The sequence below is a fragment of the Treponema sp. OMZ 305 genome (genome assembly GCF_024181325.1).
Lineage (GTDB): Bacteria > Spirochaetota > Spirochaetia > Treponematales > Treponemataceae > Treponema.
Genome location: NZ_CP051300.1, coordinates 814220 through 830469 on the forward strand (window position 1 = coordinate 814220; position 16250 = coordinate 830469).

Below are 16250 nucleotides of genomic sequence, written 5' to 3' on the forward strand. Positions count from 1 at the left end.
AGATTTTAGTGAATAGGATAATCGGCTTTTGTAAAGGAGATGTCGAACTACTGATGTAATTTATCATTATGAATTTATGATGTGAATTATCGAAATCATACGTTGAGTATTTTCAGAATCGAAAACCGGTTTTTGTATCGCGCAGTCATGCGGTCAAAAGTTGCATTTATTTATAAAAAAGAGTATCATCCGTTTATGAATAAAGCTTTACAAACGTTAATGGATCGCGGATTTTTTCAGCAATGCACCAATGTGGAAGCGCTGTCCGCGTTAATGGATAAAGGTCCGGTTACGTTTTACATCGGTACCGACCCTACCGGCGGCAGTTTGCATATCGGGCACCTTGTGCCGCAATTTGCGCTCCGGCATTTACGCGATGCAGGTCATATCGGTATTGCACTGCTTGGTGGCGGCACGGGACGCATCGGCGACCCTTCGGGGAAGACTGAGATGCGCAAAATGCTGGATTATCAGCAACTTGATGAAAATGTTGAAAAAATAAAAGCGCAGCTCGATCGGTTTATCGGATTTGACGGAAAAACAGCCTTTGCCGAAAACAATAAAAACTGGCTGGCCGATTTAAACTATATCGATTTTCTTCGAGACATCGGCTCCTGTTTTTCGGTTAACAAGATGCTTTCGTTTGAGGCGTACAAGATACGGATGGAAACGGGACTGTCTTTTCTTGAGTTCAATTATCAACTGCTGCAAAGCTACGATTTTTTAATGCTGCACCAAAAACATCACTGCTGTCTGCAAATAGGCGGAGACGACCAGTGGGGCAATATCGTCGCAGGGGTCGATTTAGTTCGCCGCAAGACCGGTGATGAGGTGTTCGGGCTTACTTTCCCCCTCATTACTCGCAGCGACGGTAAAAAAATGGGAAAGAGCGAAAAAGGCGCACTCTTTTTAGACAAGGAGATGACCCCCGTATTCGACTTTTTCCAGTATTGGCGGAATGTTGACGATGCCGATGTACGCCGCTTTATGCTGCTGTTTACCTTTTTGCCGATCGAAGAGATTGACCGTATTTGTGCAGGCAATATCAACGAGGCGAAAGAGCGGCTTGCATGGGAAGTCACCAAAGAGATACACGGGAAAGATGAAGCAGATACGGCGCTTGCCGGTGCTAAAGCCGCATTCGGCGGCGGCGGCGATAAAAGCGCAATGCCGACCGTAGAAATGAACCGTACCGTTTTTGAGCAGGGGATTTCGATTGTCGATTTATATGTACAAAGCGGTTTATGTGCTACAAAGAGCGATGCCCGCCGTTTAATAGAGCAGGGAGGGGCGCTTGTCGCAGGAGAATCAGTTACTGACTTTAAAGCCGTCATTACCGCCGCCGCCTTGGACGAAACAGGAGAACTCATTCTCCGCGCCGGAAAGAAGCGGTTTAGCCGTATCGTTACCTGCTCAGTTTAGTTTGTTAATGTGCGAAAGGCTGTCCTAAAAGTGTGCAGCTTTTAAGACAGCCCTTTTCTGTTTTATTTTTTAAGTGAGAAGTAATAGCGTGCCCATGCTTTATCATCGATTAAGATATGATTAAACAGCCAGTCACGCAAAAAGCGGACAAATGAGTTGGGAACGAATTGTTTGCCGTTTGTATAGGCATTAACTGATTTTAAAATTTCTTTAACGAACAACTCATGTTTTTGTTTATGTTCTTTTAACCCCGGATAATTCATTTGCTCCATGATAGCTTCTTCATCTTTAAAGTGAATCATTACATAGTCTACCAATTCTTTCATTACATCTCTAAATGTCTCTTCAAGTTCTGCTTTTTCTCCAAGGCAGGCATTATATAAGCTATTGATTAAATCTACTAAGTGGCGGTGTTGTTTATCGACGCTCGGAACTCCCACATCATAACTAACATCCCACGAAACAAATTTCTCCATCATTGACTCCCATAAAAAGTCAAGAAGAAAGTATCAACTTTCGATTGACTTTTTACGCACGTTCGCAACGAAGTGAGAACGTGCATATAATATACAAGTTTGCGTTTGAGCAAACTTGGGTAAATAAAAGCCGTGCTATGTGTACGGTTTTTATTTTACGCTTCTCGTATTCGCAACTATTACACATTTTACCGGTGATGTAAAGACCGTCTGACAGAGCAATCGCATTAGACTGATAGGCAAAACGCCGGAGAATAAGAGGCTGCTGCATAAATGCCTTGTCTGAAAACAGCCTTTCTGTTAGCTTTTGCAAATGGAATCTGATGCAGTTGTCCTTTGCCTATATCAGTTTTGCAATTTTGCTGTAGAGCCTGTTGACAGCTGCTGTTTGCGCTTCATCCAATCCTGCACCGGCGCTGTCGATGAGCTGCTGCAGGGAAGCAAGGTTTTCGTGCAATGCAGTGTGAAAGCCGCGTGAAGTTTTCAGCCAAAAAGTACCGTTGCCGTCGTTGAACAGGGTGATAAAGCCGAGCTGCTTGCTCTTCTGCTTTGCCGCTACCGTGCGGAAGATAAGCGGCAGCTGCTCCAACAGGGCTGTGGTGTCATCCGGCAGCGTAAAGTTCTTGGTGCGTGGAAAAGGCGTTTCCGAATCAAGAGGTTGCAGCGGAAAGGCTTTGGCAATGCTTAATACCAAGCCGAACTTTTCTCCGGCGAGTAGCTCATAGCTGCCGAAGGTGATTTTTGCTCGCAGGTTTTTGAGTTGTTCCAGCCGACCGTCATATATAATGCTGCCAGAGACTTCCATCGAAGCATCGCCTTGCATATTCCAATCGGTATTCGGCTTGCCGGATCCTTGCAGCTGCCGCTCCACCCGCAGCTGCTCCACCGTATGCCTGAACTGCTCCCACGGCAGTAAAAGCTGCTTTTTCCCTTTCATCTTTTGTACGATATACGGGGTGCCACAGATGGATACTGTTTGCGGCTGTTTTTCAGCTGCGGTACCGACACTGCCGGTTCCTTTTCTGCCTGCGCTTTCCGATGCTGCTGCGGAGTCGTGTGGCACACCTCTTCCTGCACTGCCGGAGAGCTTTCCGACCGCACCGGCTCCCAGTGCGTTTTTACTGCCGCCTTTGCCGCTGCCTTTTCCAGTTCCGCTTGCGGCTCTATCAGTCTTACCGCTACCGGCTTTTGCCCGCGTTTGCTGTGCTGCTTTTTTGTCGAGGAGCGCAGGGGCAACAAGAGCTACAATGTCTTTGGAAAGGGGTGAAACCGACATAGCATACATCCGTGACGTACGCACAATCTCCCCCGCAACGATAAAGGGCTGATGCTCCTTATACATACAGGAACCCGGATGGATGGAAATCTTTTCGGTGGTAAGGCTGCGATATACGTCCCGCCCCTGTGCAGCGCACACAAATTGAATCATACCGCGGGCAACCGCCGTCAGATAATCCGCCGGTTTTCCGCCGGAGAGAATCGGCACGCCCATATCGGAGACAATCAGCTCCAACTGCTCCTTGATATTGGCAATTTCCGCCATAATCCGCTCGTCGAGGTAAAAGCGTTCACAAAAGCGCTTTTGGTTTTCCGCTTGCATGTACTGCCGATAGACCTTGAGGAAGGACACAAAGTCGCCGAGCGGATCGCGGAATACTGCATGGGCTTTTCTCGCTTCAAGCTCATGCCCGTCGGGGAAGAGGAAGGGACTGCGTGCCGATAAAAAGCCCGCGGCAATCAATACATCCTCAATCGATTCGGGATAATAGAGTACCGCCTCTACAATCATACGGGATTGACGCGGGCTGAGCGGGAAGAGGCACATCATCTGCCCGATTTTACTCAGGCTGTTATCAGGTTCCAACGCGCCAAGCATATTGAGCGTATCTACCGCACCGATAATGCCCTTCTTGCCGGGAGGGGAAATAAAATCGAAGTTCGCAAAGTCGTAGATCCCCAGCTCCGCCATCCGCATCACCACCTCCGAAAGATCAGTGCGGTAGATTTCCTCCGTGGTGTACATAACGCGGGTTTCAAAATCCTTGCGGGTGTAGAGGCGGTAACATACCCCCTCCTGCGTCCGTCCCGCGCGTCCCCGCCGCTGATTACACGATGCCTTCGACACCGGCGCTTCGTCCAAGCTCGACGTGTAGGTAAAGGGATTATAAAAATTGAGCTTCGATAAGCCTGAGTCGATAACGGCGGCAATATCGTTGATGGTGATAGAGGTTTCGGCAATGTTCGTTGCGATAACAATCTTCTTTTTCCCGAACGGCGGGGACTTGAACACCCGTTCCTGCTCTTCCTTGCTCAAGCGCCCGTACAGCGGCAGCGGGTAGAGCTTGCGGAACCATGACTCATGCGAGAGCCGCTCGATGCAGTCTTTAATCGCCCGCTCGCCGGGAAGAAACACGAGGATGGCTCCGGGGCGCCCCTCGCTTAAAATCCGCCCGACAATCACCGCAATTTTATCGAGTAATGCTGTTTCCGCAGCGAGCGTCTCTGTGGAGGCGGTGATGGCAGGCGGGTCAAAGATGAGGGTAACCGGATAGGTCATCGCATCGATTTTAATCACCGGACATTCGTTAAAATACATCGAAAACATATCGGTATTGATAGTCGCCGATGAGATAATCACCTTAAAATCCTGCCGCTCCTGTAAAATCCGCTTGAGCAGCCCGAGTATAAAATCGATATTCAAACTGCGCTCGTGCGCTTCATCTACCATAATAACGGAATACTTGCTGAGCCATGGGTCAAGTTTAAGCTCCTGCAAGAGGATACCGTCAGTCATTATCTTTATCTTTGTGTTCGGCGAGGTATGGTCTTCGAACCGCATCTTGTAGCCCACTGCATCGCCGAGCGGAACCTTCAGTTGATGTGCAATAAATTCGCTTACCGAAAGCGCTGCAATCCGCCGCGGCTGGGTAACCCCGATCATGCCGGTTTGTGTATAGCCCGCCTCATGTAAAATAACCGGCAACTGGGTAGTCTTACCCGATCCGGTAGGGCTTTCAACGACAATAACCTGATGCCGATCCAAACTCTCTAAAATCCGTGCCTTTTGTTCATAAACAGGCAGCTGTGTATATTTCATAATCGGGAAAAGTATAGCGCAGTTGTTATTTGTGTGCAATGTTATACGCAGATAGGCTTGCGTTCGATCTGTACGCCGAGCGCTTTAAACCGGTCGACGAGGTGTTCGTAGCCGCGCTCGATTTGGTACACATTGCGGATAAGGCTTTCACCGCGGGCGCAGCAAGCGGCAATGACAAGCGCCATTCCCGCGCGTACATCGGGAGAGACCAGTTCAGAACCGTGCAGGGTACTGGGACCGGTAACGACGGCGCGGTGCGGGTCGCAAAGCGTAATACGTGCACCCATACCAATCAGTTTATCGACAAAGAACATTCGTGATTCAAACATTTTTTCGTGGATAAGCACCGTGCCTTCCACCTGTGTGGCAATAACCGCCATAATGCTGGTAAGATCGGCGGGGAATCCCGGCCACGGCGCGTCATCGATTTTCGGAATCATACCGCCGAGGTCGCAGTTTACCTTTAAACTCTGCTGTGCGGAAACAATAAGGCTTGTGCCGTCGATTTCCCAACGGATGCCCAGCTTGTTAAACGCAAGCTTTATCGGCCGCATATCGGGCGGATTGATATCGGTAATGGTAAGCGAGCCGTGTGTTACCGCGGCAAGCCCGATAAACGATCCGACTTCCATATAATCCGCACCGATGCGATATTCTGCGCCGTGCAGTTGCTGCACTCCTTGAATACTAAGAATATTAGACCCGATACCGCTTATCTTTGCTCCCATTGCGTTCAACAGTTTGCAGAGGTCTTGAATGTGCGGCTCGCTTGCCGCATTGGTGATAACGGTTTCACCCTCGGCGGTTACCGCAGCCATCACTGCATTCTCGGTAGCGGTTACGGAAGCCTCATCCAAAAAAATATCCTGCCCGATGAGCTTATTTGCCGTAAATAAAAAATGCCCGTTTATCTTTACCTGCGCACCGAGTTCTGTTAGCGCCAAAAAGTGCGTATCCAACCGACGTCGCCCGATAACGTCGCCGCCGGGCGGTGTCATCATAACTTTTCCATAACGCGCGAGCAGCGGCCCCGCAAACAAAATAGAAGCCCGAATCTTTTGTGCCAGCGGCGCCGGTACTTCATAGCCGGTTACGGTTTTTAATTGCAAGGTATATTCGTTTTGAGCAAGTTTAGAGATTGTTCCCCCAAACGATTTGAATATCTCAAACATTACAAAGACGTCTTCAATTTCAGGGAGATTTTTTATGGTAACAGGCTGATCGGTAAGGACGGCGGCGGCAATACAAGGCAACGCAGCATTTTTATTCCCGCTTGCCTTAACGGTACCCTTTACGGGGAAACCGCCTTCAATGTGATATTCATACATGAGCTGCTCCAAACATAATATTCTACCCTGAAATCGCCCCACTCGAGGCTTCTTTTCCTAAAGCGGCAGAGCGGAGGAAGTAATTAAATGCTGTATTTTTTCTTTTAATGCAAGACGAATCGGTAATATAGGGTAGTCCGGTTTATCGATAAGCTGTACGAAGAGTTGTTGTTGGCCGATAGGATTGACTTCGATTAAAAAGCTTATTTTTCCTTTTTGCTCTCTTTCTAAAATATTATAAACGGCGGTAGCCTCAAACTCCTCCCGATAATAAATAAGAGAATTCTTTTTTTCAATATCGATAATATCCTCTACAAGCACTGCTTCCGTCTCCGTCTAATTTAGGATTGATGATACCCCATTTATCAAAGTTTTGACAAGGGGAGCTAATTCATATTCGGCTAAATCGCCGACTTGAATAATATCTTTTTCTTCTATACTTGATACGATATCATGCAATAGCGCTGTTATTTCTTTCTGATACTCATGAACCGATTTTTCTTCAATTTGTATATCGATGGGGAGTTCCGTTACATCGGATAAGAGTAATGATCGATACAATTCCTTGAGTTTCTCCGAAAAAGTTCCAAGCAAATTTAAAACCTGCATATCTTTTCCGGTCTGCATATACACCGGAATCTGCTCAAACTCTTCCGCATAGCCGGACAGTTCTTGTGTCAAACTCTTCATGTAATTACGAATTTCCGTTCCGGAAAATGTTGAAAGCTCGATCGTAATATCGCTATCAGCCGGCTGTTTAAAAAGCAGATCAAGCTCTTGCGAAGTCAATTCTTTTCCATCGACTGCAACTTGTACGATTGTTTCATGTTCACGGCAACACGCTTCTTCAATGCTGCCTAACACTTCGCCAACGGTCTTTTCATTTTCAAGTGTATACGAGAGTTTTTCGCCGTTAATTTTTATTACCATTTATCGTCATACTCCTCACGTGATTATCGTTTCGGCAATGTCGCGGATTATTCAGCGCTAGTTGTCAGAACCGCCTTTATTTTGTCGGCTGAAATTATTGATCATATCCGACTGCTTTTGCAAATTTCGCAAAGTTCCGTCCATATTCCCATACTTTTGCCGCAGCTCCAGCTCCTTTTTTTCAAGAGCCTTATCGTACCGCGCGATTTTATCCTTGCTCGTCTTAATTTGAGCTGCCAATCCGTTTGTTCGCGTAGAAAAAATTCCGCCCCGCTGCACATATGGATCTATTTGTTTAAATACCTGAAACGCGACGCCGTCATCGACAAGCACATCATTATCGGTATCATATCCGAAAAGGTAACGGACATCTTCCATCGAATTTTGTAAAGCCTCATCAAGTTTTTTTTCATCGATTTCCAAATATCCGCGGAGCCGCGCTTCATTAAGGCCTGAGCTTGTATCCGATTTTGTCGATATGCCGATTTGCGATAACGTCCGTATTGGGGTATCGGTATTTTTGCGGTATACATTTGCAACGATTTGGCGCAGATTATTTTTTAAAGCGGACAGCGTCGTATCCCCGAAAAGAGCGCCGAGATTTTCTTCCGCCGTTTTACGCTCATCGTCGGTAAAATATTCGATTTCATCGATAACCGCTTGCTGGTTGCTCGTTACAATATTGATTTCCGCCAAAAGCCGGTTGTATTTTGCGACAAATTCGATAATTGCATCCTTTGCCGGTTGAGGATCCGGTTTAATACTGATACTTTCCGGTTTATCGGTCTTATCCTCCAGTTGGAGCGTTACTCCCGGAATAAGATCATCGATTTTATTTGTGCTTCGCTTTACAGGGATGCCTTCAAAGGTAAGAGCTGCCTCCTGTGCCTGCGAGACGGGATTAACCGGTATGTATTCGCCTGTCGCTTTAGGATCGTATACTTTGATCTGCGTTATTGATACGCTTTTATCTGTGTTATTATTATGTACGGTGAGTCCGGTAATATCACCATATTCGCTCAAGGGGATACTGAAGGTCTGCGTTTCTGCCGTATCGGCTAGTGCAGGCAACGGGATAAGCGTTCCACGCGGAGAAACTAATGATAGTACATTATAATCTTCCACAGGGGCAGCGGTTTGTTGATTTAACCCAAGAGTTTCAGGCAGGATACTTGAATCGCTCGGCGCATTGGTTACGGTTACGCCTTTATACGATGCGGAACCGACTTGTTCATAAATCGATTCTCCGCTGGGGGCGGATACTTCTCCTTGCGCGGAAGGCGAAGCATCTGCATCGGTATTGTTTTGCAAGGATACGGTATATTCCAATACATACTGCTGTGAGCCGCGCACCGGTTTGGAAAACATAATGCGTTCTGTTGTCTGTGCAGGAATTGCAGCCTCTGTTTTTTCGGCATCCACTGCAGGACGGTCGTTCTTTTTTATCAGACCGTTTTCGAGCGCAAAGGATAAGGCATCATCGGAAAACTCCAGCTTATTGGCTTCCCCCGTTAGCTGGGATTCAAAAAGCAACGAAACGGCACTGGGCGAAGTCTTTATTTCCGAAATTCTGAGAATATCTTTTCCTTTTTTATTAACGGCATCGATAAAACTCCGGTATTTTCCGCCTTGCCAATTCACCGAAAATTTCTTTTCGCCGACGGTAAAGGTGTAGAGGCCTTTCGGAACTTGAAAGTCTTTTGATACTTCTTGTGATAAAAAAGAATCCGCTTGGGCAATTTGATTGATGGAGATTTTAAAAGTCTGTTCGCGGGCATCCCGTGAAGCGGTTGCCGTTACCGCCCGTTCGTTGGAAGATGTTACAGTCTTTTCTACAAAGGGATTGTTAAAGGAATAGAGTTCCCGTGTTTTTTCGCGGATTTCGGTAGAGAACTGGTTTATTTTTCGCCAAATAGTATTTTGCCGTTCATATTTTTTTAAATCTTCAGCAGCTGAATCGCGCGGGGCACGCTCTTTTTTCATCAGCGTTTCAATGAGATTATCATATTTACCGGCTCCTATGCCGGGAATATTCATATCGGACACTCTAACCCCTTTACCGTTAAGCCGGATAAAACTTATCTACTATCATTGTCGGCTGTAATACCAATAATCTTTATGGAATCAAATGAGTTACGTGATTTACATATTTTTAGATAAAAAAAGGAAGAAGAAGGGCGCGGCTTCTTCTTCCTTTTAAGTCGTGGAAAAAGAGATAACATCCAGAAACCTCTTTTAGTCAAACCCTCACTGTTGATTTAGGTTTGCGTTATTTCCCCGATTTTTTTTGAGCGCTATTGAAGGAGGCGGATAACCGACTGGGGTTGTGTGTTCGCCTGTGCAAGCATTGCGGTACCTGACTGCATCAAGATTTGATTCTTGGTGTACTCAACGATCTGTTTTGCCATATCAGCATCGCGGATGCGTGATTCAGCAGCCTGCAGGTTTTCAGCAGCAATTGCAACGCCATTGTATGCAAGTTCGAAACGGTTCTGGTATGCACCGAGGTCTGCTCTCTGCTTGTTGATCTGCTTCAATGCATTGTCGATAGTACCGATGGCCATATTAGCACCTTCTACAGAAGAGATGGTGATCATATCGCCTTCACCACCCTGCATACCACCGATAAGACCGAGAGCGGTAGCAGTCATTGTGCCGACGAAGAGCTTTTCAGACTGATCCATGTTCGCACCGACATGCAACTGCAATTGATTGTCAGCTGCATCTCTTGCAAAGCGTCCGGTAAGCAAGTTCATACCGTTGAATTGGGCATGGCTTGCAATGCGGTCTACTTCATCCACAAGTTGAGAAACTTCAACCTGAATTTGCATACGATCTTCTGCAGAGTAAATACCGTTAGCGGCCTGAACTGCCAACTCGCGTAAGCGCTGCATGATATCGGTGGTTTCAGCTAAATATCCTTCTGTTGCTTGGATAAAGGAAACACCGTTCTGTATGTTCTGACCTGCTTGATTTAAACCGCGGATCTGGCTTCTCATTTTTTCGGAAACTGCAAGTCCGGAAGCATCATCGCCTGCGCGGTTAATGCGCATACCGCTGGAAAGCTTTTCTATGTCTTTTACGATGCTGGTCTCGACGATACCTGTGTTGCGCTGTGAATACATAGCGCTCATGTTGTGGTTAATAATCATATAACCCTCCTTGAAGTCTGCTCCCGGCATCCATGCCGGAAATGGTCACTGTATAAAAACATTACGGAAATTGGTTGCGCCTTTCCTTTCTGCTTTTTACACAGTATTATTGGCTTTCGATGTACTAACCGAAGACCAATAATACTGTTATACAGGGCTTCTTAAGGGTGTTTTTCAAAGATCATGTTAACGGGATACCGGAGACATCCCGCCGGTTCTCGTTATTACAGTGGTAAGTATACCCTCTTGCCCAAAAAAAGACAAGAGAGTTATACAAGAAATTACCGCAATAATGAGAGTACAAGCTGGGTATTTGAATTTGCCTGAGCCAACATTGCCGTACCGGACTGATTGAGTATTTGATTTCTCGTATACTCGACCATCTGCTTAGCCATATCGGCATCACGGATACGTGATTCGGAGGCTTGCAGATTCTCTGCGGCAATATCGATTCCGACAACGGTCATTTCCAGTCTATTCTGGTATGCGCCGAGGTCTGCCCGCTGCTTGTTGATTTTCTTTAACGCTTCATCGATTGTACCGATGCTGTGGTTCGCTTCTTCTGCAGTTTCAATCGTCATCGTGCGGTTATCGCTCAGATCGCGCACGCCAAGGGCATGAGCAGTCATAGTACCGATGTACACGCGGATGCGTTGATCCATATTAGCGCCAATGTGGAACCACATTGATCCTGTTACGGCGTTTTCTCCGCCTTCACGTGCAAAGCGTCCGGTTAGCATATTCATACCGTTAAATTGAGCGGAACTCGCGATGCGGTCAACTTCGGCAACAAGCTGGGAAACTTCGACCTGAATTTGCATCCGGTCTTCCGCGCTGTAAATGCCGTTTGATGCCTGCACTGCCAGCTCGCGGATACGCTGCATAATGTCAGTCGTCTCCTGCAAATATGCTTCGGCAACCTGAATAAAGCTGATTCCGTTCGATGCGTTTGTCGAAGCTTGATTTAAGCCGCGGATTTGAGCGCGCATTTTTTCGGAAACTGCGAGACCGGAAGCATCATCACCTGCGCGATTGATGCGCAGACCGCTGGACAGCTTTTCGATGTCCTTACCGATACGTACATCAGTAACACCCAATGTACGCTGTGCAAACATTGCACTCATGTTGTGGTTGATAACCATAGCATTTCCTCCATGAAATGTGGTACTGAAAAGCATCCGTGCTTTTCAGGAAAATAGGGAATTCCTAAAAACTTGGTTTGATTTTTAGAAATTCCGGATAGAATATCTCCATATCTTTTATCGGTGGTATAAGCTGAAAACTTTAGCCTTTATGTAAAATTTTTCTAAAATTTTATATGGGAATTTCTAAAAACCTCAGTTTTTTAGAGGTTCCCATGTGTTTTTCAGTAAAAAAGCAGGCAGCTTAGATGGGGAGATTACATTCGGTAGAACGAAGACTATATCTTTTGAAAAAAGGCGGTACAGAAGCGTCGGCTATTTTCAAAAGTCTTGTTTATCACCCTATTAGCATATATACTTATAGTATATTATTAAGAAAGAAGTTTGCACTTTTTCTATGTGAGGCTTCTATTTTGGGAGGTTTTATGATTCACAAACGTTTTATGCGTCTATCGATTGCATTATTGTTTGCTCTTTCCGTGCTGATGTCATGCGCTACTACGGACAGCGCACGTATGCAGGAGCCGGTATATGAGCCGCTGCAGGGAACCGTTTCGTCGGTTGACAAGTACGGTAACCTTACAACGGACATTACCGAAGCGGCGTTAAAAGAAAAAGGGTATGAGCTTGGCGATGTTCTGCTTGCAAAGCTGGGAGACAAAACCGTAACGGCTCCCTTTGTTGCAACCTACAGCGATGTTAATAGAGGAGATTACCTCATTAGACTTTCACATGGGTTTACCGCTATCGCGATGAGCTATGATAACTGTAGCGGCAAAACCGGTGCAGTCGAGGGAACTCCGGTAACACTGTCTCTTTCCAAGAAAGGCGCCTATTTACAGGAATATGAAATGCGCCACTTGGTTAAATCCGAAAAACGTGAGGATTATGCTTCCGATGCAATATTCGCAAACTTCCGTGCCGTTCAAGCGGGTTCCATTGCAGCCAATCGGCTGTATAGAGGATGCAATCCGGTACTCGGCGATGCCCGCGCCCCCTATGCGGCAAAGCTCGTTGAAGAAGCAAAAATCGTAACTGTTATCAATCTTGCAGACAGTGCTGAAAGTATGGCGCCGCATCTTGCCGCAGCGCCTTACTATGAACAGCTGGTAAAAGACGGACAGGTTATTACCCTTAATATGGGAATTGACTTTAACGACTCTGCCTTTATCGCGAAGCTGAAGGATGGACTGATCTTTATGGGGCAGCACGAAGGGCCGTTCTACGTTCATTGCAATGAAGGAAAAGACCGTGCCGGTATGGTTGCCGCCGTGCTGGAAGCCTTGATGGGTGCCTCAGTGCAGCAAGTTGCCGACGACTACATGCTGTCATACATGAATTACTTTAACGTCAAGAAAACCGATGCACGGTATCCGGTTATTGCGAAGATTATCACCGATATGTTCGTAAAGATGAACGGCGGCAAAGCTATTACCGATGCCAATTTAAAAGCCGTTGCGGAAACCTATCTGACCAAGACCGTCGGGCTGACCGCACCGCAAATCAACGCGCTCAAACAAAAACTACAGTAACGAAGCGATCTGAGCAACCGCATCGGAAATATTTGAAGCGATTGCCTTCCTTTTGTGCGAAATTTTGACAAAATTTCGCACTCTTTATCCGAGAATAAGGGTAAATGCATTAGGCAAATGAATCAAACTCCGCAGAATATAGGGGGCGGAGCAACCATTTGAGACGCAACGCGGCGAAACTCTGGTTGTGCAGCCCCCTATATTCTGCGGGCGTGTCTTACAAAGAACCTGAGGCGTTTACCCTGCAATTAAGGAATACCTATGGATACCGACGATTTCAACGAACACATTCACTCAGCAGAAGGGCACGATATGCCACCCGCTTCGAACCTCGATACGGAGATACGCCCGGGTACCACGGCAAGCGGTACCGCCGAAATGCTGCCTAATATGCAGCCTATTGAAAACGAAAACGCTGACACGGCAGGCAGTCATCCGGCAGAGCGGCAGACGGTAGCGCAGAACGCCGATACGGTACAAGCCTCTCCGTCTCCGCCCACGAAAAAAAAGCGGAAAAAGAGCGGATTTTTCAAAAAAGTCGGTATCTTTCTCCTCGTCCTTATTTTGATTATCCTGATTCCGCTTGTCGGGTTAATCGGATATTCATTGATAAACCGGACGAATCCTGCGCGGCATATTGCGGATGGATACTATGCTGCGGTTACCATTCGCTCTGCAAGCGATACGCTGCAAAAAGGACTGTACCTTAGCGCTGTCGATTCGCTCCTTTCTTCGCCCGAAACGGCAGCTTTACAGGGCAATCTCCGTGCGCTGCGATCGAATACAACGCTCCAATCGAGTTGGTTTAAGCGGCTGCTGAACGTCCCCGTGAACATTGCTGTTTATGAAGGCAGTAATGCCGCGATTGTTGCGAATATCGGTATCCGCTCTGCTGCCGTTCAGCTGCTTCCCCTTATTAGTGCCGTTAAGCCGGAACTGTTTGATTCGGTGCCGAACCTTTCGCAAACCGAATTTGACATCAACGGCAGCGCAAAAAAAGGCTTTCTCTTTGAACTGACTCAAGATCAGCGGCTCTACATCTGTTTTTATAAAAATCTCATGGTTGCCACAACCTCGGAAGATTTGCTGTATTCCTGTTTGGCCGAAAACTCAGAAGCGAGCGGTAAACGGCTGACTGCGCTGCTGCGGGATTCAAATCGCGGAGCTATCAGTGTCTACGCGGAACCGTCGTATTTTATTTCCGGTATGGCAGCAAAACGAGACATCGTCGGCAACATGATACGGGAACTCGCCTTCCCCGATCCGGCAGCGCTCAACGTCAACTTTGACGAAAAAACGGTTTCTTTTCATAGTATCATTAATTGGATTTCGGAACGCTCCGAAGTGAATGCCATCCTACAGCGGCGCTCAACCCTGCCGGCTATTTTATCTCGTCTGCCGGAAGGCGCCGTCTATGTGACGCTACTCAACCTTGGCGATCCCCAATTTCTCTACGAAAACACCAAAGCTTTTTTCCCTCCGGAACTAACGAAGAACTTCAATTCGGCGGATAAAAATAGTAAATTCTTTTTTAACAAAGATTTGAATCAACTTATTTTTGACTGGATGGGCAGTGAAATCGGCGTATTCGGGCATCGGGATTCTCAAACGCCTGTTTTCTTCATTTCGTTAAAGGATGAGGCAAAATGCCGCTATCTGTTGGAAGATTTGTTTAGCACGATATTCATCGATCGCAGCACTGCTGCGGTAGTCGACGATAACCGTATCCCGCGGATTATCTTCCCCTCGTGGTTGTCAAGACTGCTACGAGCCTTTCAAATCGATCTGCCGGAACCATTCTATATGATACAGGACAGCTATTTGTATCTTTCCAATAGTGCTGAAGCGCTCGGAATGTGCAAAAAGGAAACCGATGCTGGTAAGCTCTTGGTAAAAACCGATGAATGGAAGAAAATTGCAAAATCCGTTTCCGCCGAAACGTCTTTCTTGGTGTACTATTCGCTGGATCGAAGTATTCCGTTTTTCTTGGAACAAAATGCACTGCTAAAAACCGCTTTTAAGAATTACGGTAAAGGCGTATTATCATTGCGTTTTGCAGCTGATCGCAAAGTTCATTTGGATTTCTATACGCAGAAAACCGATGCGCGCAAATTGGAAGAAATCCCCTCATTTCCGCGGTCTCTTTCTCAGCGGCCCGAAACCGATATTATCTGCACAAAGTCCGCGGACAATATTCCCTATATTTTTTGGACGAACGGTTCGAATGTGCATGGCATGAATCTTTTAACCGGAAATGAGTCAACGCTTTCGCTCGACGGAAAAGCGGGGATTGCCGCCGAAATAAAACACTCAAAGCTGCAAGCGTTGTGGGCTGTTTCCGCCCGCGGTTCCATCTATCGGGTAAATGAAAACTTGGAACCCTTTGCAGGTTACCCAGTATTGACGGCGGAAAAGCTCCTTCCCAAACCGGTTGCGTTTAATGGCGGCATAGCGGTACCTCTTTCTGCCGATTCGACGCTCCTCTTTGCCGACGCAACGGATAATTGGTTTATTTCTGAGCCGATGAACGCGAAATTGCGAACTGCCCCTATTATATGGAAGGCTGGGGTCGCGGCGCTTCCTCGTTCTTTTGAAAGCAATCTGTACTTGTTTAATAACGAGGGGAAAACCGTTGAAGGGTATCCCATTGAACTTGAGGGCATCTTTGCCGCAGCGCCGGTATTCTTTGAAGAAACAAAGGGAAACTACGCTGTCGCTTTTGTAAGCGAAGACGGTAGATTTTCTATCCGCAGCTTATCGCAGGATTATGCGGAGACCGCCTCGTGTGATCTTAACACCGTATGTAAAGCGGATTTGGCGTATTCGGCATCGTTGCGGGCGTTTTTTGTGGTTTCTCAAGACGGCCACCTGTTCAAATTCAACACTGCCGGTGCGATAATAGACTCATTACCGTTAAAAACAGGCGCTGCGGATGATTACCGCATCACCTTGCTCGATGTAACCGGCGACGGTAAAGATGAAATCTTTGTTTCGGGAGGCGGCAATGCACTTTACGGCTTCACCTCCGGCTTTGCTCCGCTGGACGGTTTTCCCCTTGCCGGTACGGGAACGCCGTACTTACTCGATATCGACGGAGACTCGTTCCCCGAACTGATCACACACGGTATCGACTCAAAAGTTCACGCATATCGGGGAGCGGTACTGAGGTGA

11 protein-coding genes are annotated in these 16250 nt (G+C 46.9%); 3 read left to right on the plus strand and 8 right to left on the minus strand.

Annotated features, from left to right (window positions below; genetic code table 11):
* Positions 1-195 precede the first annotated feature (195 nt).
* Positions 196-1422 (plus strand): tyrosine--tRNA ligase, encoded by a 1227-nt coding sequence (tyrS, locus tag ABK01_RS03675; protein WP_253676280.1) that lies wholly within the window; start codon positions 196-198, stop codon positions 1420-1422.
* Between the two features lie 62 nt (positions 1423-1484).
* Here tyrS and ABK01_RS03680 read toward each other — a convergent pair whose 3' ends face one another.
* From ABK01_RS03680 to ABK01_RS03715, 8 genes are all read right to left on the minus strand, one after another.
* Positions 1485-1898: a bacteriohemerythrin gene (locus tag ABK01_RS03680; RefSeq protein ID WP_016522386.1), complete on the minus strand. Its 414-nt coding sequence runs from the start codon at positions 1896-1898 to the stop codon at positions 1485-1487.
* A 340-nt stretch (positions 1899-2238) separates the two neighbouring features.
* Positions 2239-4995 carry a helicase-related protein gene (locus tag ABK01_RS03685; RefSeq protein ID WP_253676281.1) on the minus strand — a complete coding sequence of 919 codons (2757 nt, stop codon included), beginning with the start codon at positions 4993-4995 and terminating at the stop codon, positions 2239-2241.
* Positions 4996-5036: 41 nt separating this feature from the next.
* A complete protein-coding gene (gene murA, locus ABK01_RS03690) occupies positions 5037-6323 on the minus strand; it encodes a UDP-N-acetylglucosamine 1-carboxyvinyltransferase (RefSeq protein WP_253676282.1) in 1287 nt (428 codons plus the stop codon).
* Between the two features lie 57 nt (positions 6324-6380).
* On the minus strand, positions 6381-6644 hold the full coding sequence (locus ABK01_RS03695) for a hypothetical protein (RefSeq protein ID WP_212566112.1): 264 nt from the start codon (positions 6642-6644) through the stop codon (positions 6381-6383).
* A gap of 15 nt (positions 6645-6659) precedes the next feature.
* Positions 6660-7253 carry a hypothetical protein gene (locus ABK01_RS03700; RefSeq protein WP_212566113.1) on the minus strand — a complete coding sequence of 198 codons (594 nt, stop codon included), beginning with the start codon at positions 7251-7253 and terminating at the stop codon, positions 6660-6662.
* A gap of 57 nt (positions 7254-7310) precedes the next feature.
* Positions 7311-9290: a flagellar filament capping protein FliD gene (gene fliD / locus ABK01_RS03705; protein ID WP_253676283.1), complete on the minus strand. Its 1980-nt coding sequence runs from the start codon at positions 9288-9290 to the stop codon at positions 7311-7313.
* A gap of 257 nt (positions 9291-9547) precedes the next feature.
* The gene (locus ABK01_RS03710) at positions 9548-10405 is read right to left on the minus strand and encodes a flagellin N-terminal helical domain-containing protein (protein ID WP_212566115.1); all 858 of its coding nucleotides are present in this window, start codon (positions 10403-10405) and stop codon (positions 9548-9550) included.
* Between the two features lie 281 nt (positions 10406-10686).
* A complete protein-coding gene (locus ABK01_RS03715; RefSeq protein ID WP_016522378.1) occupies positions 10687-11547 on the minus strand; it encodes a flagellin N-terminal helical domain-containing protein in 861 nt (286 codons plus the stop codon).
* Between the two features lie 425 nt (positions 11548-11972).
* On the opposite strand from ABK01_RS03715, the gene ABK01_RS03720 reads away from it, so the two are divergent.
* Together ABK01_RS03720 and ABK01_RS03725 are read left to right on the plus strand one after the other, a co-directional pair.
* Positions 11973-13079, plus strand: coding sequence for a tyrosine-protein phosphatase (locus tag ABK01_RS03720; RefSeq protein ID WP_253676284.1), 1107 nt, complete (start codon positions 11973-11975; stop codon positions 13077-13079).
* Positions 13080-13340: 261 nt separating this feature from the next.
* Positions 13341-16250 (plus strand): VCBS repeat-containing protein, encoded by a 2910-nt coding sequence (locus ABK01_RS03725; protein WP_253676285.1) that lies wholly within the window; start codon positions 13341-13343, stop codon positions 16248-16250.